The 22,098-nt window shown below is 63.5% G+C and carries 19 protein-coding genes and 1 tRNA gene; 10 read left to right on the top strand and 10 right to left on the bottom strand.

Going from position 1 to position 22,098, the window contains the following annotated elements; translation table 11 throughout:
- Positions 1–74: 74 nt before the first annotated feature.
- On the bottom strand, positions 75–1,388 hold the full coding sequence (locus tag C484_RS11815) for a TIGR00341 family protein (RefSeq protein ID WP_006826164.1): 1,314 nt from the start codon (positions 1,386–1,388) through the stop codon (positions 75–77).
- A 223-nt stretch (positions 1,389–1,611) separates the two neighbouring features.
- Here C484_RS11815 and C484_RS11810 point away from each other — a divergent pair, with 223 nt between their 5' ends.
- A complete protein-coding gene (locus C484_RS11810; RefSeq protein WP_006108830.1) occupies positions 1,612–1,899 on the top strand; it encodes a DUF357 domain-containing protein in 288 nt (95 codons plus the stop codon).
- 15 nt (positions 1,900–1,914) lie between these two features.
- Here C484_RS11810 and C484_RS11805 read toward each other — a convergent pair whose 3' ends face one another.
- Both C484_RS11805 and C484_RS11790 read right to left on the bottom strand, forming a co-directional pair.
- Positions 1,915–2,652, bottom strand: coding sequence for a fumarylacetoacetate hydrolase family protein (locus tag C484_RS11805; protein ID WP_006826163.1), 738 nt, complete (start codon positions 2,650–2,652; stop codon positions 1,915–1,917).
- A gap of 443 nt (positions 2,653–3,095) precedes the next feature.
- The gene (locus C484_RS11790) at positions 3,096–3,815 is read right to left on the bottom strand and encodes a class I SAM-dependent methyltransferase (protein ID WP_006826160.1); all 720 of its coding nucleotides are present in this window, start codon (positions 3,813–3,815) and stop codon (positions 3,096–3,098) included.
- A gap of 197 nt (positions 3,816–4,012) precedes the next feature.
- Between C484_RS11790 and C484_RS11785 the strand changes: the two genes are divergently transcribed.
- The gene (locus C484_RS11785) at positions 4,013–4,654 is read left to right on the top strand and encodes a helix-turn-helix domain-containing protein (RefSeq protein ID WP_006826159.1); all 642 of its coding nucleotides are present in this window, start codon (positions 4,013–4,015) and stop codon (positions 4,652–4,654) included.
- A 98-nt stretch (positions 4,655–4,752) separates the two neighbouring features.
- On the opposite strand, the gene C484_RS11780 is transcribed toward C484_RS11785, so the two are convergent.
- The 4 genes from C484_RS11780 to C484_RS11765 form a co-directional block, all read right to left on the bottom strand.
- The gene (locus C484_RS11780; RefSeq protein ID WP_006826158.1) at positions 4,753–5,601 is read right to left on the bottom strand and encodes a sugar phosphate isomerase/epimerase family protein; all 849 of its coding nucleotides are present in this window, start codon (positions 5,599–5,601) and stop codon (positions 4,753–4,755) included.
- 150 nt (positions 5,602–5,751) lie between these two features.
- On the bottom strand, positions 5,752–6,717 hold the full coding sequence (locus C484_RS11775) for a UbiA family prenyltransferase (RefSeq protein ID WP_006826157.1): 966 nt from the start codon (positions 6,715–6,717) through the stop codon (positions 5,752–5,754).
- A 1-nt stretch (position 6,718) separates the two neighbouring features.
- Positions 6,719–7,549 carry a sugar phosphate isomerase/epimerase family protein gene (locus tag C484_RS11770; protein WP_006826156.1) on the bottom strand — a complete coding sequence of 277 codons (831 nt, stop codon included), beginning with the start codon at positions 7,547–7,549 and terminating at the stop codon, positions 6,719–6,721.
- A 3-nt stretch (positions 7,550–7,552) separates the two neighbouring features.
- The gene (locus C484_RS11765) at positions 7,553–8,353 is read right to left on the bottom strand and encodes a TatD family hydrolase (RefSeq protein WP_006826155.1); all 801 of its coding nucleotides are present in this window, start codon (positions 8,351–8,353) and stop codon (positions 7,553–7,555) included.
- A 301-nt stretch (positions 8,354–8,654) separates the two neighbouring features.
- Here C484_RS11765 and C484_RS11760 point away from each other — a divergent pair, with 301 nt between their 5' ends.
- The 5 genes from C484_RS11760 (at position 8,655) to C484_RS11740 (ending at position 15,003) form a co-directional block, all read left to right on the top strand.
- Positions 8,655–9,896: an inositol-3-phosphate synthase gene (locus tag C484_RS11760; protein WP_049915397.1), complete on the top strand. Its 1,242-nt coding sequence runs from the start codon at positions 8,655–8,657 to the stop codon at positions 9,894–9,896.
- Positions 9,893–11,302 carry an alkaline phosphatase family protein gene (locus C484_RS11755; protein WP_006826153.1) on the top strand — a complete coding sequence of 470 codons (1,410 nt, stop codon included), beginning with the start codon at positions 9,893–9,895 and terminating at the stop codon, positions 11,300–11,302. Before C484_RS11760 ends, C484_RS11755 begins: the two co-directional genes overlap by 4 nt.
- A gap of 212 nt (positions 11,303–11,514) precedes the next feature.
- Positions 11,515–11,589, top strand: a tRNA-Glu gene (locus tag C484_RS11750).
- 459 nt (positions 11,590–12,048) lie between these two features.
- On the top strand, positions 12,049–12,987 hold the full coding sequence (locus C484_RS11745; protein WP_006826152.1) for a hypothetical protein: 939 nt from the start codon (positions 12,049–12,051) through the stop codon (positions 12,985–12,987).
- A gap of 6 nt (positions 12,988–12,993) precedes the next feature.
- Positions 12,994–15,003: an outer membrane protein assembly factor BamB family protein gene (locus C484_RS11740; protein ID WP_006826151.1), complete on the top strand. Its 2,010-nt coding sequence runs from the start codon at positions 12,994–12,996 to the stop codon at positions 15,001–15,003.
- 470 nt (positions 15,004–15,473) lie between these two features.
- On the opposite strand, the gene C484_RS11730 is transcribed toward C484_RS11740, so the two are convergent.
- Complete coding sequence (locus C484_RS11730) at positions 15,474–17,861, bottom strand: PQQ-dependent sugar dehydrogenase (protein WP_239640971.1); 2,388 nt, start codon at positions 17,859–17,861, stop codon at positions 15,474–15,476.
- Between the two features lie 389 nt (positions 17,862–18,250).
- A complete protein-coding gene (locus C484_RS11725; RefSeq protein ID WP_006826148.1) occupies positions 18,251–18,478 on the bottom strand; it encodes a hypothetical protein in 228 nt (75 codons plus the stop codon).
- Positions 18,479–18,617: 139 nt separating this feature from the next.
- On the opposite strand from C484_RS11725, the gene C484_RS11720 reads away from it, so the two are divergent.
- Positions 18,618–18,845 (top strand): DUF5795 family protein, encoded by a 228-nt coding sequence (locus C484_RS11720; RefSeq protein ID WP_006108846.1) that lies wholly within the window; start codon positions 18,618–18,620, stop codon positions 18,843–18,845.
- A gap of 23 nt (positions 18,846–18,868) precedes the next feature.
- Here C484_RS11720 and C484_RS11715 read toward each other — a convergent pair whose 3' ends face one another.
- Positions 18,869–19,741, bottom strand: a complete 873-nt coding sequence (locus C484_RS11715) for a UbiA family prenyltransferase (protein WP_006826147.1) — start codon at positions 19,739–19,741, stop codon at positions 18,869–18,871.
- Positions 19,742–20,042: 301 nt separating this feature from the next.
- Here C484_RS11715 and sucC point away from each other — a divergent pair, with 301 nt between their 5' ends.
- A complete protein-coding gene (gene sucC, locus C484_RS11710) occupies positions 20,043–21,197 on the top strand; it encodes an ADP-forming succinate--CoA ligase subunit beta (protein ID WP_006826146.1) in 1,155 nt (384 codons plus the stop codon).
- Positions 21,194–22,066 carry a succinate--CoA ligase subunit alpha gene (sucD, locus tag C484_RS11705; protein WP_006108849.1) on the top strand — a complete coding sequence of 291 codons (873 nt, stop codon included), beginning with the start codon at positions 21,194–21,196 and terminating at the stop codon, positions 22,064–22,066. Before sucC ends, sucD begins: the two co-directional genes overlap by 4 nt.
- Positions 22,067–22,098: the final 32 nt, after the last annotated feature.

Below are 22,098 nucleotides of genomic sequence, written 5' to 3'. Positions count from 1 at the left end.
TACCTGTTATCGTCTCACTCACTCCCGCCCACTCACCGCTTCGCTCCCGGACACGAACTGTGCGACTCGACCCGTCAAGCACCCGCCCCCACAGCCGCCGGCGCACGAGTTCGCTCGGTGAACTCGATGATGACTGAAAGGGGGCGGTCCACCCGCTCTTCGAGCGCTCGCTCGAGATCCGATGGCAGCGCCGGATACGCGGTATCGGCGGGGCGTCGTACCACGACCGTCACCTCCGTTTCGTCGCTGACCATGCCACCATCCTCGAACTCCGTTCGAACCTCGGTGAGTTCGAGTTCAGCGTACGAGTCCTCGGCAAGAACTGTTCGGACCTCGCCGTTGACCGCGTTCTGGAACGCCACGTGCTGGGCGAGAACCATACCAGCACCGCCGAGGACGACGATTCCGACGAGGAGCATGATCGCGAGCGTCGCAGTTCGGTCGCTCGAGACGTTCGCCCGGAGCGAGCCGGGTTCCCACCCCGCCGGCCGGTAGCCGAGATACCAGAAAACGGTGAGTCCGGCAAGGAGAATTGACGTCGCATTAACCGCGAGCAGGACGAACGCACCGAGAGCGACGCCGATCTCTCCCCACGCAAGTCCGATACCGACCGCCGACGCGGCCGGAATGAGAGCGACGGCGATCATGACGCCGACCAGTGAGACGGGAATCGCCGTTGCGAGGCCAAACGCACCCGCAGCCCCGGCACAGATGCCGACGACGAGCGCGAGGAAGCCGAGCGAGATGCGGTTTTGGACCTGCGTGATAGCCGTAATATCGATGGTTACTGGAACGATTGCTCCCGTTCGGATCACCCAGGCAAACGCGAAGGCACCGACTATCGCGACGAACAGTCCACGAACCAGCGACAAGACGCCATCACCGAACATCTGGCGGTCGTTGAGCACGAGGCCGACGGTGCCGGTCAACGCCGCACTCACCTGCGGTGCGATTACCATCGATCCGACGACGATCGCGGGCGAATCCAACAGCAGCCCTGCTGTCGCGACGACGGCGCTCAACAGGGTCATCACGTAGTAGGTGACCCGACCCGGCGTCATGTTCAACGCCTTCGTCCGGATCTCCTCGCGGGAAATACTGTCATCCTCTTCTTGTCCGCTGACAAAGCGGTCCTCCAATTCCTCGATCCGTGGCGTCCGCGCGGTTTCGATCGACGAGACGATGATGAACTCGTCCTCGATGCCGACCTCCCGAAGCGATGTCAGCACGTGGTCGACGGCCTGCGTCGGCACCGGAAAGGTCACGAGTTCAGCATCGATCCCGTCGCTGCACTCGCTGGTGCGGACGTAATCGAACCCCTCGGCTTCGAGAACGCGAAGTGCGTCGTCTCGTTTCTCCCCCGGGACGAGCACCTGGAGCAAGCGCATTCAGCGGGCGTACAGTACTCCCGGTAAAATGGATGCCGATGAGGTCCGTCCAGTGAAGACGTGTTCACGCGGGCGGTAATCGTCGGGCCGCGGTTCGGTTTTATCCGTCGGGACTTCGTGGCTGGCGATGGAACTCGACGGGACGGCAAGCGGATGGCGAGCGGATGGCGAACGGGTGGCGAGCGGGCGACGAACTTACGGTCGCCTCCGAGAAGTGGTGACTATGGCTGCAGATCTCGAGGAGAAGACCGATCGATACGAATCGTTACTCGCAGACGCACTCGCTGAGGCGACGGTTGCGCCGCGGGAGGGGACGCCGATGGCCGACGCGGCCGCGGACTGTTACGGGATGGCCGAGTCGTACCTCGAAGACGGCCGGCACTTCCGCGAGAACGACGATCCCGTCAACGCGCTGGCGTCGTTTTCCTACGGCCACGCGTGGCTCGACGCGGGTGCACGTATCGGGCTGTTCGACGTGCCCACCGAGGGGCATCTGTTTACCGTCGAATAGCGCGCGATCACGTGATCAGGGAATACGAACCGTGTGCTCGAGCGTTCCGACGCCTTCGACTTCGATTTCGACCGTGTCGCCGTCCGAGAGCGGGCCGACGCCCTCGGGCGTGCCGGTCGCGATCACGTCGCCGGGTTCGAGCGTGAGGTAGGTCGTGATCTCGGCGATCAGTTCCGGAATCGAGAAGATGAGTTGCTCGCGGGAGCCGTCCTGTTTCACTTCGCCGTTGACTCGCGACTGGACGCGTGCGTCGTCGGGAACCTCGTCGGGTGTGGCGAGGACCGGTCCGAGTGGGGCGGACCCGTCGAAGGCCTTGCCGCGAACCCAGTTTTGCTCCTGGCGCTGATCTTCGCGGTTGGACACATCGTTCATGCAGGTGATGCCCTCGACGACGTCCATCGCGTTGGCTTGGGAGACGTGACGACACTGCTCCCCGATGACGACGCCGAGTTCGGCTTCGTAGTCGATTCGGTCCTTGCCGGCGGGGACGGTGACGGTATCGCCGTGACCCGCGAGGGCGTTCGGCGGCTTCAAAAAGAGCATCGGGCGGTCCGGCAGGTCGGACCCCATCTCGTCGGCGTGGTCGGCGTAGTTGCGGCCGATGCAGACGATCTTCGAGGGCTCACACGGCGGGAGCACGTCGATCTCGTCGCTGTCGAGACTGTAGCTTTCGTTCGCAAAGTGAACGTGGCCGCTCTCGAACTCGCCGCGTCGGACTGCACCGGCCGGGTCGCGGAATCGGACGTATTTCATGGCCGAGGGGTTATCTCGGCGGGGCAAAAACGTTGAGGTGGCGGCGGGGCTCGCAACCGTGTCTATCGGTAGACAAGAGCACGGTTTCGGTATTCAGAACCGCCTGCGAAAATTGCGTGCAGAATACGGCGGTTACATTCAGCGAATCGGTTCGTCAGCGGATGAATTTTCGAAACTGGGCGTGATCGCGGTGTGAACTCGAAGGGAATCCACTATCGATGTACGCGTTTCAGCCCCGCCCGGACAGTGACGATCCCCACGAACAGGGCTATCGCGCCGGTGACCGCCCACTGCACTGATCTTCCAGCGATCGGTTCGCAGTCTGCGACGCACAAAATAGGACCTATCTGGACGATTCCGAGGCCTTGAACGACCCATAACGTCCCGAGAAGCGCCAAGGTAACGCCGACGATCGTCAGTACAGTCGCTTTCGCGTTCATGGTTCAGTGTAACTCTTGAAATCCATCATCATCTGAGATTCGGCTGTCAGTCTCGGTATGGCTCACCGGCGTGGCAGTTCCGCGCACGAAGGGCCTGGACGGACTCACACCGAGACGCAGCGTTTCGATTTCGTCGAGAGCGAAGGGGCCCGCTGCGATCCAGTCGTCCGTTCGACGGTTGAGATGGCAGCCGTTGTCGATCCGTTTCCAGAGCGGTGTCACCACGTCCTGGACGTAGCCGCGCAGCCCGTCCGACCGGACGTGTTCGAGAAAGCGGAACTCGCCATTCGGCTTCACGACGCGGTGGACTTCCTCGAGGGCCAACAACGGGTCCTGTACCGTACAAAACACCGCGGAGGCGATGACCACGTCGAACGTATCGTCCGCATAGGGGAGGGATTCAGCCCGTCCTGATTGCAGGTGTATGTCCAGATTGTGGGTGGTAGCTGTTTGCTTCGCCTGCCTCCGTCTGTTGGGATCCGGTTCGATTGCGTGCAGGCGGAGTGCTGGCTCACGCTGGACTGCCGTTTGCAGGTACGGGACCATTGCACCGCCCCCCGCGCCGAGATCCAGTATCACCCCGTCGAGTTCACGCGCGAGATACCGCCGATGCTCGGCAAGGTCAAACCGCTCGGAGAGCGCGGCGTCGATCGGATGACCGGGAGTTGGCGGTTTCGATTCCGCCCGGTCCGTGTCGGGTTTTTCAGCTGTTCTGCTCGGCATGCGTTGATGGTAGAGACGGCCCACCGACACATGCGAATAGCGCCGTACATCTGAGGCGGGTTTAAGTATGTACACTGCGTACTCTTTTTTGATGCGGCACTGGCTGCGACAGACGAAGCCCGATCGACCCGTTACTCGACAGAGCGACTGAACAGGGTTGTCCTGAGCACGCTGGCCACAACGAACGGATCGATGGTATGAGATATATTACGATCGTCATTCATCGGATCGACGATGAACGCTGTTCTAACGGCGATCGCGCACCTGATCACGCAGTAACGGGTGACGCGATTCACTACATCAACCTCTTGGATGACGGAACCGGCGTCGGACTGTACCAACTCCGTGGTGACTTCGAACGGAACGCGGAAGTATTGGAGGCGAGTCCAGACGTGCTGGCTTGCGAAACGTCCGAGGCGTCGGAAGGGCTTGTCTACCTCCATTTTCGAGCAACTGCTCTCATGACCGACCTCCTCAGTATATTCCGACAGAATGAGATCGTTGTGGACTGGCCGATGGAATACACCAACCAAGGCGGACTTCGGATAACTATGCTTGGAGAGGACGAAAAGATCCGAGAGGCGATCGCAGAAATCCCCGACGGAATCCAGATTACGCTCGAAGGGATCGGCGAGTATTACTCGGATATGCGCCGGCTCGCGTCGCTGCTAACGGAACGCCAGCAAGAACTGTTGGAACTAGCGATCGATGAGGGCTATTACGAGATGCCGCGGCGTGCGACCCTCCGCGACCTTGCGGATCGAGAGAGTATCTCCCCGGGAACGGTCGGCGAGCATCTCCGGAAAATCGAAACGAAAGTGATTACGGAACTCGTTTGACACCGATCTCGGTCAACGAGACAGTCATCTCAACACATCCGCCTCGATACGGCTGGAACTTTGAATAAAGAAGTCATATTATCAACTACTGCTCCCGCTCACACGTACGCAGCGAGTTCAGCGTGGGCCTCGCGGGCGGCCCGGTCGGGGTCGTCGGGATGGGTGTAGAGTTCGAGCGTCGCGAAGCCGTCGTAGCCGATATCGTCGAGTGCGTCGAAGATGGCGCGAAAGTCGAGGTCGCCCTCGCCCGGAATTCGGTGATAGTGTTTGCCGCGGCGGCCGCCGACGATGTCCTCGAGGTGGATGCCGGTGATCGCGCCGGCGCTGCGGCGGATGCTTTCGGTCACGTCCTCGCCATAGACGGCGGCGTGGCCGAGGTCGAGGTTGACGCCGAGCCCATCGCGGTCGAGGTCGTCGATCAGCGCGAGAGTTTCGTCGGTGTTCTCGATCAAGAGTTCGGGCTCGAACTCGATGCCCACGCCGATTCCCATCGGTTCGGCGTAGTCGAGGATGTCGTGCAGCGACTCGTGAAGGTACTCACGGGCGTCGTCGGGCAGGGTTCCCGGAAGCGGTCGTCCGGTCGCGAGACAGACCGCAGGCGCGTCGACCGCGTCGGCCAGGTCGATGGCGCGCTTCGTGTAGTCGATGCGCCACTCGCGAGCGTCCGCGTCGGCACGGATGACGCTCGGTTCGAAGAACGATGATGGCGGGGCATCGTCGTAGTACCCCGTCGCCGTGTTCGCGTTGATGTTCGACACCGCGAGTTCAGTTTCGTCGAGTGCATCACGGAGGTCGGTCCGGGCTGCGTCGCTGAACTCGGGGAAGTACGCGTGGGGTTCGTCGCCGAGGAGTTCGACGCCGGCGTAGCCGTGGTTTGCGATGTGGCGGACCGCGTCGGACAGCGAGTAGCGCGTGTAGGCGTTCGTCGAGAAGGCGAGGTCGACCATGGACGGGGTACACCGATGGGTTACTAAGGGGTTTGTACGGGGTGTGCAGGGATGGTATGACGGGGAAGGTTCGAAACCAGGGTTCGACGACTCCGATCCCGGCGATCGCGGAATTACGGTATCACAGTATTACGTGACGGTCTCGCGAGATTACGTGACATCGAACAGGCGCGCGAGGCCGACCGCCGGGACGAGGAACGCGCCGGTGAGAAGTCCCCAACCGAGTCCGGCCACCGAGGCGAATGCCGCATCGAGGAGAACGAGCCCGAGCACGCAGGCACCGACCGCGGGGCCGACGGTTGCCGGAACGGGATCCGCGTAGGCGGCGCGAAGCGGGCGGCCGACCCACCAGCAGAAGGCGACGGCGAAGGCGACGGCCGCCGCGGTTTCGGGCGGTGGCGGCCGAACGGCGACGAGAAGTCGGACGAGAGCGACGAGCGCTACGAGCGCGCCTGCGGCGGCGACGACGACCGCGTCCCTGTTCCCACCCTCGGCCTCACGCGCCGCCATGAACGTCACGGCGGCGATGTAGGCGACGACGACCGCCGGGACGGCGAGCAGCGTCGGCCCGAGTTCAGTCAGGACTGGGTCGCCCGCCCCAGCGGTCGCTCCGGTGACGCCGAGGAGGACGTTCAGCCCGCGAGTCGTTCCCATCGCGAGAAAGCCCGCAGCCGTGCCCTTGAGCGCGCCGTCGTAGAGAACGATCGTACTGGCGAGCGCAGCGGCGACGGCCGCGGCCGTGGCCCCGGCGACGCCGAACGCGACGGCGACGGCCACGACCAGGAGTCCGGCACCGAATCCGAACGCGCTCCGGCGGGAGATGCGGCCGGACGGGATCGGGCGCTCGGGTCGCTCGCGGGCGTCGATCGGCGCGTCGAACGCATCGTTGAGCGTCGTCCCGGCGGCGTAGAGCAGGACGGAGACGACGGCGAGGCCCGCGCCGGTCGGGATTGCGAGTTCAGCGCCGGCGATAGCGGCGAGTGCCGCGCCGAGGACGACATCGGGCGGAGCGGTAAAGAGGTTTGGAACGCGAACCAGTTCGGCGATATCGGCGAGGGTCGGACGGAGCGAGCGGTCGCGCGCATCGTCGCTACAATCGACACCGCCGCCGGCCACCCTATGCCCACCCGTGTTCCTCGAGGTACGCCATCGCCCCGCGGGCGGTCTCGACCGGCGTCTCCTCGTAGGGATAGAGTTCGATCGTGATGAAGCCGTTGTAGCCGCGGTCGTCGAGTTCGCTGAGGAACCCGTCGATGTCCATCGACCCCTCGCCGAGTTGGGTGTGTTCGTGCCGGCGATCCGCGGGAATGTCCTCTAGGTGGTAGTGAGTCGTGAACTCGTCGAGGTCCGCGACCAGCGCGGTGGGGTCCTCGCCGACGCAGTAGAGGTGCCCGGCGTCGAAGTTACACCGGACGCGCTCCGAGTCGATGCGCGCTACCAGGTCGACGAACTCGTCGGACGTTTCGATCAGGAGGTCGGGTTCGGGTTCGACCATGACGTCGACGCCGACAGCCTCGGCGCGATCTGTGACCTCGCGGAGGCCGTCGACGAACGTGTCCGTGGCCCACTCGCGGGATTTCTCCTCGGGAATCGGGCCGCCGGGTTCGATCGAAATGTGTGGCGCGCCGAGTTCGGCGGCGGTATCGAGCGCCGCGAGGGTGTAGTCGATCCGCTCGCGGCGGTAGTCTTCGTCGGGTTCGATGAACGACGGATGGTGGAAGTCCTCGATCGCCGTCAGCATGAACGCGTTCGCGTTGCTGATTGCGATGTCGTTGTCGTCGAGGACGGTGCGGACGCGCGCGATGTCGTCCTCGGTCGCGTTCGGCGGGTAGAGGTGCGGTTCGTCGAGTAAGATTTCGACGCCATCGTAGCCCGCGTCGGCGAGTTCTTCGATCGCGTCCTCGAGTTGGTACTCCCTGAAGGCGTTGGTGGAAAAGCCAAACTGCATGGGTCAGGCCTCGTACTCGAAGTTCGGCGACTGCTCGAAGAACTCGTAGGGGTTCTCGAAAACGACTTTGTGGACCTCTTTGCGATCCCAGCCGCGATCTATCATCTCGTCGCGGGCCTTGGGAACCGCGAGCGGGTCGGAGGGGTCCCAGTCGGCGGCGCTGTTGAAGATCATGTTGTCGGTGCCGTACTCCTCCAGGAGGTCGATCGCCGCGTCGGCCTCGATCTTGCCGGGGTAGAGGGTAAAGCCGATCCAGCAGTCGGTCCGCGCGGAGATGTCGATCGTGTTCTCCGTGTTGTGGTCGATGATGATCCGGTCCTGGGTGACGCCCATCTCCTCGATGATCTCGACGATGCGCTCGGTGCCGGCCGGCTTGTCGGTGTGGGGTGTGTGGATGATGACCGGGAGGTCGCGGTCCTCGGCGATCGCCAGTTGCTCGCGGAGGGCCCACTCCTCGTCGTCGGTCACCTGGTCGAAGCCGATCTCGCCGACGCCGACGACGGGGTCGCGGTCCAGGTACTCGGGGATGCGCTCGAGGACCTCCTCGGCCATGTCCCGATAGTTCGCCTCCTTCGGTTCGAGTCCGATCGTGACGTAGTGGTCCACGTTCGCCGTCCGCTCGGCGCGATCGGTCTCGTGGTCGATGATCTGTTCGAAGTAATCGAAGAACGCACCCGCGTGATGCTTGTCCTGCCCGCTCCAGAACGCCGGCTCGATACAGCACTCGATGCCGGCGCGCCGCGCCCGTTTGTAGTCGTCCGCGGCGCGTGACACCATGTGCATGTGCGGGTCGATAATGCGCATAACCGCAGTACGGCGATGACTCGCTTTTGGAATGTCGGTCGTTCACACAAGCAACCTCCTGTTGTCCCTGAATGACGGTGGCGCGACTCGCGGGGAATATCGTGTTACGAACGCTCAATACAGGTTTACGCGTGCTACGCCGGGCATAACAAAACCCGTGCCGAACGGATTGCTTCCGGATGACCGACCACTCCCGGCCGCTGTCGACGAACTCACGACCGATCGCGCGATGGTCGCCACGGACCGCTGGAGAACTCGACAGAACGAATCGTGCCCGTCCGTCGAACGTCCGCGGGGCCAAATGACCGCTGAGTCACCGTCCCGGGACGAGCCGGCCCAGCTGACGAACGCGGAGCGAATCGGCGTCTGGCTCGTCGGTGCGCGTGGAAACGTCGCAACCATGTCGATCGTCGGCGCTCGGGCGATCGCGACCGGTCGCGCCGAGACGACTGGGATGGTCACCGAGCGCGAACCCGTCTCGAGCCTCGAGCTGCCGCCCGTTTCGGCGTTCGTCTTCGGCGGCCACGACATCGATCCGACCTCGCTCGTCGACCAGGCCGAGCGCCAGTGCGAGCGAAACGGCGTCCCCGACGAGGAGACGCTCGCAAGCGTCCGCGACGACCTCGCCGCCGTGGACGAGCGCATCGAAGTCGGCACGGCGGTAAACTGCGGGGCCGCCGTCACGGACGACAGTGACCACCTCGATCGCGAACTCGCGATACGAACCGTCGTCGACCAGATCCGCGACGACTACGAGTCCTTCCGGACCGCCCACGAGATCGATCGACTCGTCGTCGTCAACGTTGCCTCCACCGAACCCGAACTCGCCTCGCCGGAACGATACGATACCCGCGAAGCGCTCGAGGACGCCATCGATTCGGACGACCGGGACCTGCCCGCGAGCGTCCTCTACGCCTACGCCGCGATCGACGCCGGCCACCCCTTCATCAACTTCACGCCGAGCACGGGCAACGCCCTCGGCGGGATTCGAGAACTCGCTGTCGACCGTGGGGTGCCACACGTGGGCCGTGACGCCAAGACCGGCGAGACGCTGGTCAAGTCCGCGCTCGCGCCGATGTTCGCCGGCCGTAATCTGAACGTCCTGTCCTGGGAGGGCCACAACATCCTCGGCAACAAGGACGGCCTCGTGCTGGAGGACGAGGCGAACGCCGCCGGCAAACTCTCGAGCAAGGGCGACGTGCTCGAATCCATCCTACCCGATATCGGCCACAACCGCGTCCGGATCGACTACACGCCTTCGCTCGCGGACTGGAAGACCGCCTGGGACTACATCCATTTCGAGGGGTTCCTGAACACCGAAATGACGATGCAGTTCACCTGGGAGGGCTCGGATTCGGCCCTGGCCGCGCCGCTCGTGCTCGATCTGGTCCGACTGATCGTCCACGCCGACGAGTTCGGCGAGGGCGGCTTCCAGCCGCACCTGGCGTCGTTCTTCAAGGCCCCGATCGGCGTCGACGAACACGACTTCTCGGCGCAACTGCACTGGCTGTACGATTACGCCGCTCGCCACAGTGATGCATGACTGACGAGACAGACACTTCGACTGCTACCCCGCACAACACCGACGGAGAAGCCGCGACCGCACCGCTCGCGTTCAGCGCGGAAGCGACCGACGCGACGGAACGCGTCATCGTCCTCGACGTGGTCGGGTTACAACCGCAACACATCGGTGCCGAACGAACGCCAACGCTGCACTCGATGTTCCCCGCCGAGCGCGTCGCCGATCTCCGGCCGCCGTTTCCGGCAGTGACGGTGCCGGTCCAGACGACGCTCGCGACCGGAACCGGTCCGGAGGAGCACGGCGATGTCTCGAGCGGCGAGTTCGACCGCGAGCGCGAAGTCGCCGAGTTCTGGGAGCGCGACCGCGGCGATCGAAACCGGATCTGGGAGACCGCGAGCGAGGCCGGCCTGACGACCGGTGCCCTGTTCTTCCAGCACCTGATCGGGACGACCGCCGACATCGCGGTGACGCCCTCGCCCATCGAGGACGAGGACAACACCCTCCTCGAGATGAACTGCTGGACGAACCCCGACGAGTTCTACGACGACTTGCAGGCGGAATACGCCCACTTCCCGCTGCACAACTACTGGGGGCCGGGGGCGAACGAGGAGGGCAGCCAGTGGATTCTCGCCGCAGCGAAGGAGGCGGTCGACCGGTTCGATCCCGACCTGCTGTGGGTATACGTCCCCCACCTCGACTACGTCGGCCAGAGCGACGGCCCCAGTTCCGCGGCGTTTCAAACTGAACTCGAGACCGTCGACGACCTGCTCGGGGACTTCCTCTCGTTCCTCTCCGAAACCGAGCGCTGGGACGAAACCGTCGTCAACCTCGTCAGCGAATACGGCTTCCACGACGTGGAGCGGCCGCTGTTCCCAAATCGTGTCCTCCGAGACGCCGGGCTGCTCGAGACCGATGCGTCGGGCGACGCCGATATCCCGAACTCCGAGGCGTTCGCCATGGTCGACCACCAGATCGCGCACGTCTACGCCGACGACGGTGCGCTAGAGACGGCTCGGGAACTGCTCGGTGAACTCGACGGCGTCGATACCATCATCGACGACGCCGAGAAGTCCGAGTGGGGGATCGACCACCCGAACGCGGGCGAGTTCATCCTCGTCGCCGACCGCGATGCCTGGTTCCAGTACTACTGGTGGACCGACCACGCGAACGCGCCGCCGTACGCGACCGACATGGACATCCACGACAAGCCCGGCTTTGACCCCTGTGAGCTGTTCTTCGGCGACGACGGCCTCGTGTCGCTCGACGCGACAACCGTCAGCGGTTCCCACGGCCGCGTGGACGAGTCGGCCGTCGGCTGCTATGGACTCGGCGGCCCGGCCGCAGCTGAACTCGCACCCGAACTCGAGGGGACGGTCGACGCGACGGCCGTCACGCCGACGATCGAGGCGTTACTCGACATCAGGTGAGCCGGCGGCGCTGCGCGAGGAGTTGACTGCCAGAACGGCACTGTGAAGCGGAGCGTTCGGAACGGAACCCACGTGCACGTCAGTGCGTCACACTATCGGCTCGGAACGGAACGTTTTTTATTAACCCTCGGCAAGCAGTGAGTGCGTACGAGGTGCGCTCCGTTGGTGAGACGGACGGTGTCCGTCAAAGCTCGGAGTAGCGCAGTGTATGCGCTCCGTTGGTGTAGTCCGGCCAATCATTTCGGCCTTTCGAGCCGATGACCTGGGTTCAAATCCCAGACGGAGCACTATAGCGGCCGAGTTTTACGAGGGTGCGAAGCGCGCACGGATAGGATTTGAAGCACGGAAATTCGAGCGGAGCGAGAATTTGCAGCGGGTTCAAATCCCAGACGGAGCATTCTTCTGGGCGGTCAACCTCGCACAGAGCGGAAGCGACCGTCGGACCGCTCCGTGTCCGTGTTGACCGTCAGCGTAGCGACGGAGTGGCTGCTGTAATCTCCCCATAGGCGGCTCCAATCGAGCGTTAGCAGCTTTTGGAACACGTACAGTACCTCTGGCGGCTCTCTCCACACAAAATCGGTGATTGAGACGGCCGAAGCCGTCGGTCAAAACGGGATTACTAACGTGACAACGATCCATCGTTGTCGGAAGCAAATACGGGGAGAATTCTTCGCGGAGAAATATCAACCAGCGGCCGAAACTGTGGAAACAGCTAATGGCTGGCCCATCACCTGCCAAAGTGTGCCATGGCATACGGTACCGATCCAAGAGACCGATACAGTTACGGCGAGGTCAGCGACAGCGATCGCCGCGAGTTCTTGAAAGCGCTCGGGGTAATCGCAGGCGGCAGCGTTGCGGGGGCAACGCTTGCCGACCTCAGACAGAACGTTTCGACCGAAACAACGAGCGGCCTGGCGGAAATGGGGACCGCGCTGCAGGATGGGTTGACGGGGACGCTCGATGCGGCGCTGTTGAGCGAGCAACTCGCGGCGCTGACGGAGTCAGTCGAGTCCCTGCCTGAACTCGAGGCGATGGGGGTTCCGGACGCGGGAGCGGAGGCGTATCAGTCGTTGACGACACCGGCGTGGGAAATCAACGACCACCTCGCGGAAGTCGGCTTTTTCGCGAGTGCGGAGGAGACGCTCCCGGCGTTTACGCCCGACCACATCGAGACGACGACGCGACAGTTGGTTCACATCGATGGGTTACCGGCGACGCTTTCGGAGGTCGGCTTCGCGGAGCGCGAGCAGACGGCGCTCGTCGTCAACATCGTTAACGCGAGAGAACAGCTTTCGTGGTGGATGGCGACGCCGGACTATCCGCCCGCAGATGCGGTCGACGACGGCGTCGTCTACGAGTACGTCGCGCCGCTCCACCAGCGGGCCGCGGAAGGGTCGCTGCTGTGGATCGACGGACTCGATCACTACCTCTGGCAGCGCGAGCCGCTGGTCACCGGCGAGATGATCGACCGCGGCCTCTGGGACGTCAAGTCCATGCTCGGCGGGTACTACCTGCTCGGCTCCGCCGCGCGCGACCTCGCGGCCGAGGAGATCGCAGACGACCACCTGACGACGCTGACGACCGCCAGTACCGCACTCATGATCATCAGCCAAGAGTTCCTGATCACGGACGTGATCCGGATTACAGACGATAAACGCGCGCCGCGGAGCGCAGTATCGAACTAGCGGACCATGACCTACGAATCACACCTCAGTGACCTGCCGGAAGACGCACCGTGGCACGAGAAACCGGGCGAGTCCATCGTCGAACAGGGAGATACGGACCAGATTCCCGAACGAGACGTTACCGAGTCCGATCTCGCGGAGACGCAGACCGACGAGACGAACTGGCTGATCGCCGGCGGCGGCTACGAGGGCCACCGACACACGACGGCCGAGGTCATCACGCCGGAGAACGTCGGCGATCTCGAACTCGAGTATCGACTCGAAATTGCGGAAGATCCGAACGACTTCCAGGGATCACCGATTGTCGTCGACGGCGATCCGCCGATCATGTACACCACGGTCGGGCCGGACATGCTGTACGCGCTCAACGCTCGAACGGGGGATATCCTCTGGACGCACTTCTACGAGAACAGCGACGGGGCGTCGGAACAGACCCCGCCTGCCGAACGCGGGGCGGCCGTTCTCGGTGATACGGTCTACAAGAGCACACTCGATCTCGGCGTGCTCGCGATCGATCGTTACACGGGCGAGGAACGCTGGTACTACAATGGCGCAGCGTTCTACCGCGGTCAGGTCGCGGACGAACTCACGCACGAAGAACTCAGTTGGGAGCGCTCCCGCGGGACGACCTCGTCGTTCCCGCCGCTGATCTACAACGGGCGGATCATGAAGGGGAGTTTCGGCGGCGAGTTCGGCGTCAGCGGCTTCTTCGACTGTATCGACCTCGAAGGGAATCCGCAGTGGCGGGTCAATATGACGCCGGGACACGAGTGGGTCGGCGATTCCTGGATGCACGGCGGCGCGACCGCCTGGGCGGCGGGTGCGGTCGAACCCGACTCGGGAACGGTCGTGATTCCGTCGGCGAACCCGGGACCGTGGTATGGCACCGTTCGACCGGGCTACAACCCCTACTCGTGCGGGAAAGTCGCCGTCGACATCGAGTCGGGCGAGTACCAGTGGCACCACCAGGACTCGCCGCACGACTGGTGGGACTACGACTCGCCGAGTCCGCCGGTCGTCTTCGAGGCGGAACACGAGGGCGAGTCTCGGAAGTTTGCGACCTGGCCGGGGAAGACGGGCTGGGTGTACACGGTCGATATGGAGACCGGCCAGCTCCACCAGCGCAGCGACGAGTACGTCCAGCACCTCAACACGTTCAACCTGCCGCCGTACGACGACCTCGAACGGTCACCCTGGATCATGCCGGACTTGATCGGGGGGACGAACCCGCAGCCGAGCGCGTTCGATCCGGAATCGCGGACGCTAGTCGTCAAGGGGACCAACTACCCGATGAAGTTCTCGTGGTTCGAGGTGGAGTACGAACCCGGCCAGCGATACATCGGCATGGACACGGTCCGGAAGACGGAGCCGACGGAACCGGACGAGGGCGATCAGCCGGAAGAGGACGTGCCGGCCGACGCCGAAGAGGTCGAAGAGGGAGAACAGCGAGAGAGCGATGAAACGCCGGCAAACGAAACGGCAGGCGACAATGGCAATGGCAACGGCGGCGACGAACTCCACGCACCGGAGGAGGACGCCGACGGAGGCGACGAGGGTGCTGCGAAAGAGGAGGAAGCGGAGGCGGAAAACGGCGACGAAGACGGAGGAGAAGACGAAGAGGACGACGGCAACGGCGAGCAGGAAAACCTCATCGCAGAACCGGTTCCGGAGTGGAACCAGAATGCGGGCGTTATTGCCGGTCTCGATCCGCTGACCGGCGATATCAAATGGCAACACTGGTTTAGCTGGGAGGCCGGCCCACCCTGGGGTGGCTCGTTGACCACGGCAACTGGTGTCACGTTCGCGGGCGGACCAACTGGGCTCCTCCACGCACTCGACACCGAAACCGGCGAAGAACTCGCGACGCACGAGGTCGGCGACCACGGCGTCGATGGCGCGCCAATAAGCTGGTACGATCCACACGAGGAGAAACAGTACGTCGCGATCCCCGGCGGCGGCGGCAATCAAGTCGAGGAGGAAGGGAACACGGTGGCCGTCTTCTCACTCCAGGAGTGACGACGGTCGAAACCCCCGGATGATCGACGGCATCGATCGCCGCTTTACTCCTGGACCGGTGACGGTCGACGGCGCGAGTTCGGGCGACCGGCGTTCGATTACCCCATTTGTACGTAACACCTATATCCTGAAACAATCAGTGTCAAGCCATGCCGACTGATACAGTAGATTCAGAAGATTGCACGCTTGACCGAATCCGAGTCGGTTTGCAACTCGGGCTCGGACTGGCTGGTATCGTGTTCGGTATGGCATCACTGGCCGACATCATCGAGTACCAAATCCCAGCAGTCGTGTGGTTCGCTGTCTCCGCCGTCCTGTTCGCGTATGCGGTGCATCTGAGCAGACGGCCATGACGGTGGACGACGGACAACGGACGGCAGACGACGGATGAAATCTCGTGCCATGAAAAGCGATTCAGGTGACGCTCTAACCGACTTCCAACTCGATTGCGACCGACGCCGCTGAACTCGTCAGGCGTCGGTCGATTCGTTTGCGGTTGACTCGTTCTCGGCGGCGTCCGTCCCGGTCTCGGTGTCAGTGTCGGTCTCGGTCTCGTTCGAACCGGTGTCGGTTTCCGACTCCGTTTCGGTGTCCGCGTCCTCGTCTTCCGTTCCGTCGTCTTCGGCGGTGTCGCTTTCGTCCGCCGTGACGATTCGGCTCACGTAACCCTCTCCGTCGAGCGTCGGGGTATCGGAGGAGAGAACGTACATCTCGCCGTTCGCGTCGCGACCGAAGCCGTAGACGAGGTGGTTCAACGAGCCGTCGCTGCCGACGTCGTCCTCGGACTCGACGCCGAGTTCTTCGATCGGCCAGAGGTCGACCTCGTTGGGCGGGGAGTACGTGTTCTGGTCGGCCGCCGCTCCGTCGCTTTCGTCGGTACTCTCGCCGTTGCCCTCGCCCTCGGGATCGATCGGTTCGAAGTCCGGTCCGCTTTCGTTCTCAGTGTCCTCTTCGGTGTTGTTTCCGGTGTCCTCCTCGGGTGCGTGGAGGTCGTCACCGCCGTTCTCAGTGTCCGTGTCAGTGTCGGTTCCGTTCTCGTCGGTCGTCTCGTCCGCGCCGTCGTCACCGCCCGTCTCTCCGTTAGGCCACCCCTCCGGCGGCCGCGCGAGGAAGAGACGACCCGGTCCCTCGCCGTCGCGACTCCAGTCGCCGAAGACGTACGTCCCCTCGAGTTCGGAAACGGACCCGCCTTCGTACATGTAGCCGCCGGTGATGGAGACGCCGATCTGTTCGATGTCGCCGGTGTCGTCGCTCGTCTCTTCCGTGTCCTCAGTTGCGTTGGTGTCCTCGCCGTTGCCGTTTCCGTTGCTGGTGTCGTTTGCGGTATCGGCATCAGCATCGGTTTCGTTGCCATTGCCGCCGTCATCACCGTTCTCAGTGTCACCGTTCTGGGCGGTGCCGTCTCCGTAGCGACCCATGTCGGCCTGGTGCGGGTATTCGATGACGGGGCCGCGGAGCGGTTCGCCGCCGCGGACGTCCGATGGCGTTTCGGCGGGGCAGTCTTCAGGCGGGTCGTCCGGTGACTCCGTGCTGAAGCAGTGGGTCCCCTCCCAGACGTTCCAGCCGTAGTTGCCGCCAGCCTCGACGTGGTTGACGGTTTCGAACAGCGCCTGGCCGACATCGGCGACGAGTAGTTCGCCGTCGTCGGTGAACGAGATCCCCCAGGGGTTGCGCAGGCCCCAGGCCCAGTACTCGTCGAGTTCACCTTCCATGTCGACGAGCGGGTTGTCCGCCGGAATCGCGTAGGGCTGGCCGTCCTCGCCCTCGCTATTGATATCGATCCGGAGTATTCCGCCGAGCAGGTTTTCGGCGGTGTCCTGGCCGTTGCCGCCCTCGTTCTCGTCGTACCAGTCTTCGACGTGGCCCTCGCCGGCGTCGTTCGCGCCACCGCCGTCGCCTGTTGCCACGTACAGACAACCGTCTGGCCCGAAGGCGATTGCTCCAGAGTTGTGGTTGAACTGCGGTTCCGGAATTTCGAGAATCCGCTGCTCGGAGTCAGGGTCCGCCTGCGAGTTCTCGTCGTCGGCCGTTTCGAACTCCGCGAGCACGAACGTGTGGTCCCAGCCGTCGGGAACCTCGTCGGTTGGCGGCGCGCTGTACCGGACGAAGAACCGACCGTTCTCCTCGAAGTCCGGGTGGAAAGCAAGGCCGAGCAGTCCGCGTTCGTCGAAATCGCCCTCGAGTTCGACCATGCGATCCGTCACGTCGAGGAAGGGTTCGTCCGCGAGGCCGTCGTCGTCGAGGATCCAGATCTCGCCGGCCTGGTCGACGACGAACTGGCGGTCCTGCGCTTCGTCGGCTACTTGCAAGTTGAGCGGGGCCGTCAGCCCGTCGGCGATCGTCTCGAGACCGATCGTCGGTCCCTCGCCGATGATCGTCTGCGATTCGTCCTCGGCTTCCATTTCCTCGTCGCCGTTCCCGCCCTCGCCGGCCAGTTCGATCTCACCGCGCATGCTCGTCGGATGGGGCTGGCAGTAGTACTCCGCCATTCCCTCCTCGGCGGTGAACTCGACTTCCTGGGTCTCGCCCACCCCGGAGACGATTTCGGTTTCGACGAAGTTCTCCTCGCCGTCTGCGCCTTCGATGGCGAAGTTGTGGCCGGCACCGTCTAAGTTCTCCCAGGTGAGCGTATACGATTCGCCCGGAACTAACTCGAGTGTCGGATTGTCTTCGTCCGCGATCTGTTCGGGTGATTGGCCGACCCAGCCGCTGGTTCTGCCGCCGAGTTCGATTTCGTTTCCGAAGCCGTCGTCCTGGGCGAGTGCGGTCGTTGCAAAGCCCGAGGCGGAAGCCAGTGCAGTCGCTTGCAACAGGAGTCGTCTGGAGAGCGTTTTCGAGTCAGGGTGATGTGTTGTCATAGTGTGTGAGTGTCTCCGAATGTGGTTCGCTTGGTCGCCGATCGTATCGCGCTGTCGACACACTCTGTGTCGAATAGCGACGTGTCCTCCTCGGACAATAAACCGGAGCGATCGTTCCCCTGCTAATCTCTCCTTGGCCCTGCCGTCCTGAAGAGTCGCCGACGAAAAGAAAATTTAGCGATCGGTAATGAAGTGTTCCCTCCGCGGAAAACTGCTACTCTGGCCGGATTCGCCGCGACAATAGACGGAGCGACAAGCGTCTGTGTCAGTCCGAGCAAACCATTGTTACTGCAGGCGTTGAACGACGCTCGTCATGCGAAGAGCTGTCTGGTTTCTAGAACTCGACTGTGGCTGTCCGGTGGGGGACAGAAACGGTGGTGAATCGCGGTTCAGTGAACCGAAATCTCGTAGTAGTCGGTGTACTTGACGAGTTCACAGTCGTGAAAGCCGGTCGTGGCTGTGGCGTCGAGGACATCGGCGGCATCGACGGTGTCCTCGTGGCTGTCCGTGAGGTGGGCGAGCGCTGCTTTGGCGTCCTCGCCGAGCTCGTCGTAGTGACAGACGCGGGAATCGGCGGGGACGTTCTCGACTCGCTCAATCGTGATATCTACACCCATGGTACTGTACGACACACAATGTGCTCGAACGACTTCAATCCTTCTCCGAGCCGACCTGTTACACACCGAACGTGTTCGATCGCCCGATAGCCCCGAGCGACCTGAAAAGGCTTAGGGGGTGGCACTCGCATACACGAGTGTGAGCGAGAATCGCGTCGTTCAGGGGCGAATGGTTACGGCAACGAGACTTGCGGAACTGATCGAGGGAGAGTCGGTGATGGAGGCCGAGTCGATCGCAGAGGCGGACGCGGACTGTCCCGAGTGCGGCGGCAACGTCCTCGAAGTGGGGTACATGCCGTCGGTCACCGAGTTCGTCACCGGCCGCAAGTGCCAGGACTGCGACTGGGCGGAGACGGACCGAGAGTGACCGGCCGCCGAGAGCACTAACAGTTACCAGACGAACAGTTCCAGCGCGCAGACGACGGCGGCGAGAAACACGTGCTCGCCGTCGACGACGAACCCGTAGTACAGCGGCCCGTACTCCGGTTTTGCGAACGGGATATAGAGGGCGACGTAGCCGTTCATCGCGAGGACGGCGAGAAACGCCGATGAGAGGACACCGCTTGCGACGAGTGCGATGACGGCGACGGCGACGACCGCGTTCGCGCTCTGCGTGACAATCCGGGTCCGTCGCGGGCCGAAGACGTTGGGAACCGTCGCGATCCCTTCTTCGCGGTCGCCCTCGATATCTTTGATGTCGAATATCACCGCCGCGATGGTGATCATCGCCGCGACGTAGCCGGCCAGAAACAGGACGTCGGTCGTCCAGAGTTCGCGATAGTAGTAGCCCGCACCCGCGGGGAGCAATCCCCAGGCGAGGCCAACGAAACAGTTTTTCACGAGAAAGAGTTGCTTGATGCCGACTGTAGAGTACAACAACGCCACGACGAGCGGGATGAGCATGTAGCCGGCACCCGGAACACCGAGGAAAACGGCGATGGCGATTGCAATGAGGTACAGACAGGTGCCCGCCGCCAACCAGAGGTGGCCGTATTGCCTCGTCAGCGCCGCCCGCCGTGGGACGTTCGTCTCGTCCTCCGCGAGATCGGTGAGCCGGTTGATCGTGTAGACGAACATCGTGACCGCGAAGACGAAAAAGAGCGGCAGCGGGTCGACCGGCAACCCGGCCAACAGCATCGTCGTGAGGACGACGCTCATCGTCGCCAGCGAGATAAAGAGGTTGCTGTGGACCAGCAACTCAAGCGCACGCGCGACTGACGACCGCCACCGCTCGATACCGTTCGCCGGGACCGATGTCGTCATTCGGAGACAACTCCGGCACTGGCCCGCGAGCGAGCGGGCAGCGAACGTCTCTCTGTGACCGGTGTGGCGTCACCGGTGCCCGTCAGCTGAACTCGGGGGGACACGTGCGTCGAGATTGGAACCGTCGCGGGTCAAACCCTTCGGTCCGTGCTCCCTGTCACCACGGTATCCGCCGATGGAAGCCCCTGTGCGTAATCCTCCGCCGATAGCCGATATACCTGCCATCTACCCGACACTGAATCCCCGGTACGAGTGGAACTAACAGGATTTAAGCAAGGTCAGAACGCCCGTTCGAATGGTTATGAAACTGCACGAGTACCAGGCGAAGGACGTCTTCGCCGACGCCGGCGTTCCAACGCCGTCGTCCCAACTCGCCTCCGACGTCGACGGTGTACTGACCGCGGCCGAGGAGATCGGGTATCCAGTCGCAGTCAAGGCGCAGGTACAGGTCGGCGGCCGCGGCAAGGCCGGCGGGATCAAACTCGCCGAGGACGAAGACGAGGCCCGCGAGGCGGCCGAGTCGATCCTCGGCATGGACCTCAAGGGCTACCGCGTCGAGCGCGTCCTCGTCGAGGAAGCGGTCGACTTTACGAACGAACTCTACGTCGGGATCACGATGGACCGCGGCGAGGGCAAACCGGTCGCGATGGTCTCGACCAAGGGCGGCGTCAATATCGAGGAGGTCGCCGAAGAGGACCCCGACGCCATCGCCCGCGAACACATCGACCCCGCGTTCGGCATGCACCCCTTCCAGGCACGCAAGGCCGTCTACGACGCCGGTGTCGACAAGTCCGTCGCCAACGACGTTGCAAGCGTTCTCACCACGCTCTACGATCTCTGGGAGAGCCGCGACGGCTCCGACGCCGAAATCAACCCGCTGATGGTCACCGCGGACGACGATGTCATCGCGGCCGACGCCGTGATGAACATCGACGAGGACGCGTTATTCCGCCAGCCTGAACTCGCCGAGATGGAGGAAGAAGCCGCAAGCGGCGGCGATGAACTCGAACAGAAGGCCGACGAGTACGGCTTCGACTACGTCCGACTCGAGGGCAACGTCGGCATCATCGGCAACGGTGCCGGCCTCGTCATGACCACGCTCGACCTCGTCGACTACTACGGCGGCGAACCCGCCAACTTCCTCGACGTGGGCGGTGGCGCGAAAGCCGAACGCATCGCGAACGCGCTGGATATGGTCTTCTCCGACGACAACGTCGACAGCGTCGTCTTCAACATCTTCGGCGGCATCACCCGCGGCGACGAGGTCGCCCGCGGCATCAACGAGGCGCTCGAGCAGTTCGACGAAATCCCCAAGCCGGTCGTCGTCCGCCTCGCCGGCACCAACTGGGAGGAAGGTATGGAGATTCTGAACGAGGACCTCGTGACGGTCGAACAGACCCTCGAGGACGCAGTCGAGCGTACCGTCGCGTACGCCGAGGAGGTGAACGAACAATGAGCGTTCTAGTCGACGACGACACGCGCGTCGTGGTACAGGGCATCACCGGCGGGGAGGGCAAGTTCCACGCCGAACAGATGATGGAGTACGGCACCAACGTCGTCGCCGGTGCCGTCCCCGGCAAGGGCGGCCAGGAGGTCAACGGCGTCCCCGTCTTTGACACGGTCCACGAGGCCGTCGCCGAGGAAGACGCCGACACCTCGGTTATCTTCGTCCCGCCGGCGTTCGCGGGCGACGCCGTCTTCGAAGCCCTCGACACCGACCTCGACCTCGCCGTCGCGATCACGGAGGGCATCCCGACCCAAGACATGGCGAAGGTCAACAAGCGCCTGACCGAAACCGACACCCGACTCGTCGGACCGAACTGCCCCGGCCTCATCACCCCCGGCGAGGCCAAACTCGGCATCCTCCCCGGAAACATCTTCGCGGACGGCAACGTCGGTCTCGTCTCCCGCTCGGGGACGCTAACCTACCAGGTCGTCGACAGCCTCACCAATCGCGGTATCGGCCAGACCACCGCCATCGGCATCGGCGGCGACCCAATCATCGGCACCGACTTCGTCGACGCACTCGAACTCTTCGAGAACGACGACGAAACCGAAGCCATCGTCATGTGCGGTGAAATCGGCGGCGAAGACGAGGAAGAAGCCGCAGCCTACATCGACGAGCACGTCGACACGCCCGTCGCCGGCTTCATCGCCGGCCGCACAGCCCCACCGGGCAAGCGCATGGGCCACGCCGGCGCAATCGTTTCCGGTTCCGGAACCGGTACCGCAGAGAGCAAGATCAACGCGCTGAACGATGCCGGTGTCCCCGTTGGCGACACGCCCGAAGAAGTCGCCGACAACATCGAATCGTTCCTCGAGTAACGAGTTCAGTATCGCTCGCAGGGACGGGGCAC

Source organism: Natrialba taiwanensis DSM 12281, from assembly GCF_000337595.1.
Classification (GTDB): Archaea; Halobacteriota; Halobacteria; order Halobacteriales; family Natrialbaceae; genus Natrialba; species Natrialba taiwanensis.
This window is presented reverse-complemented; position numbering and strand designations above follow the sequence as displayed.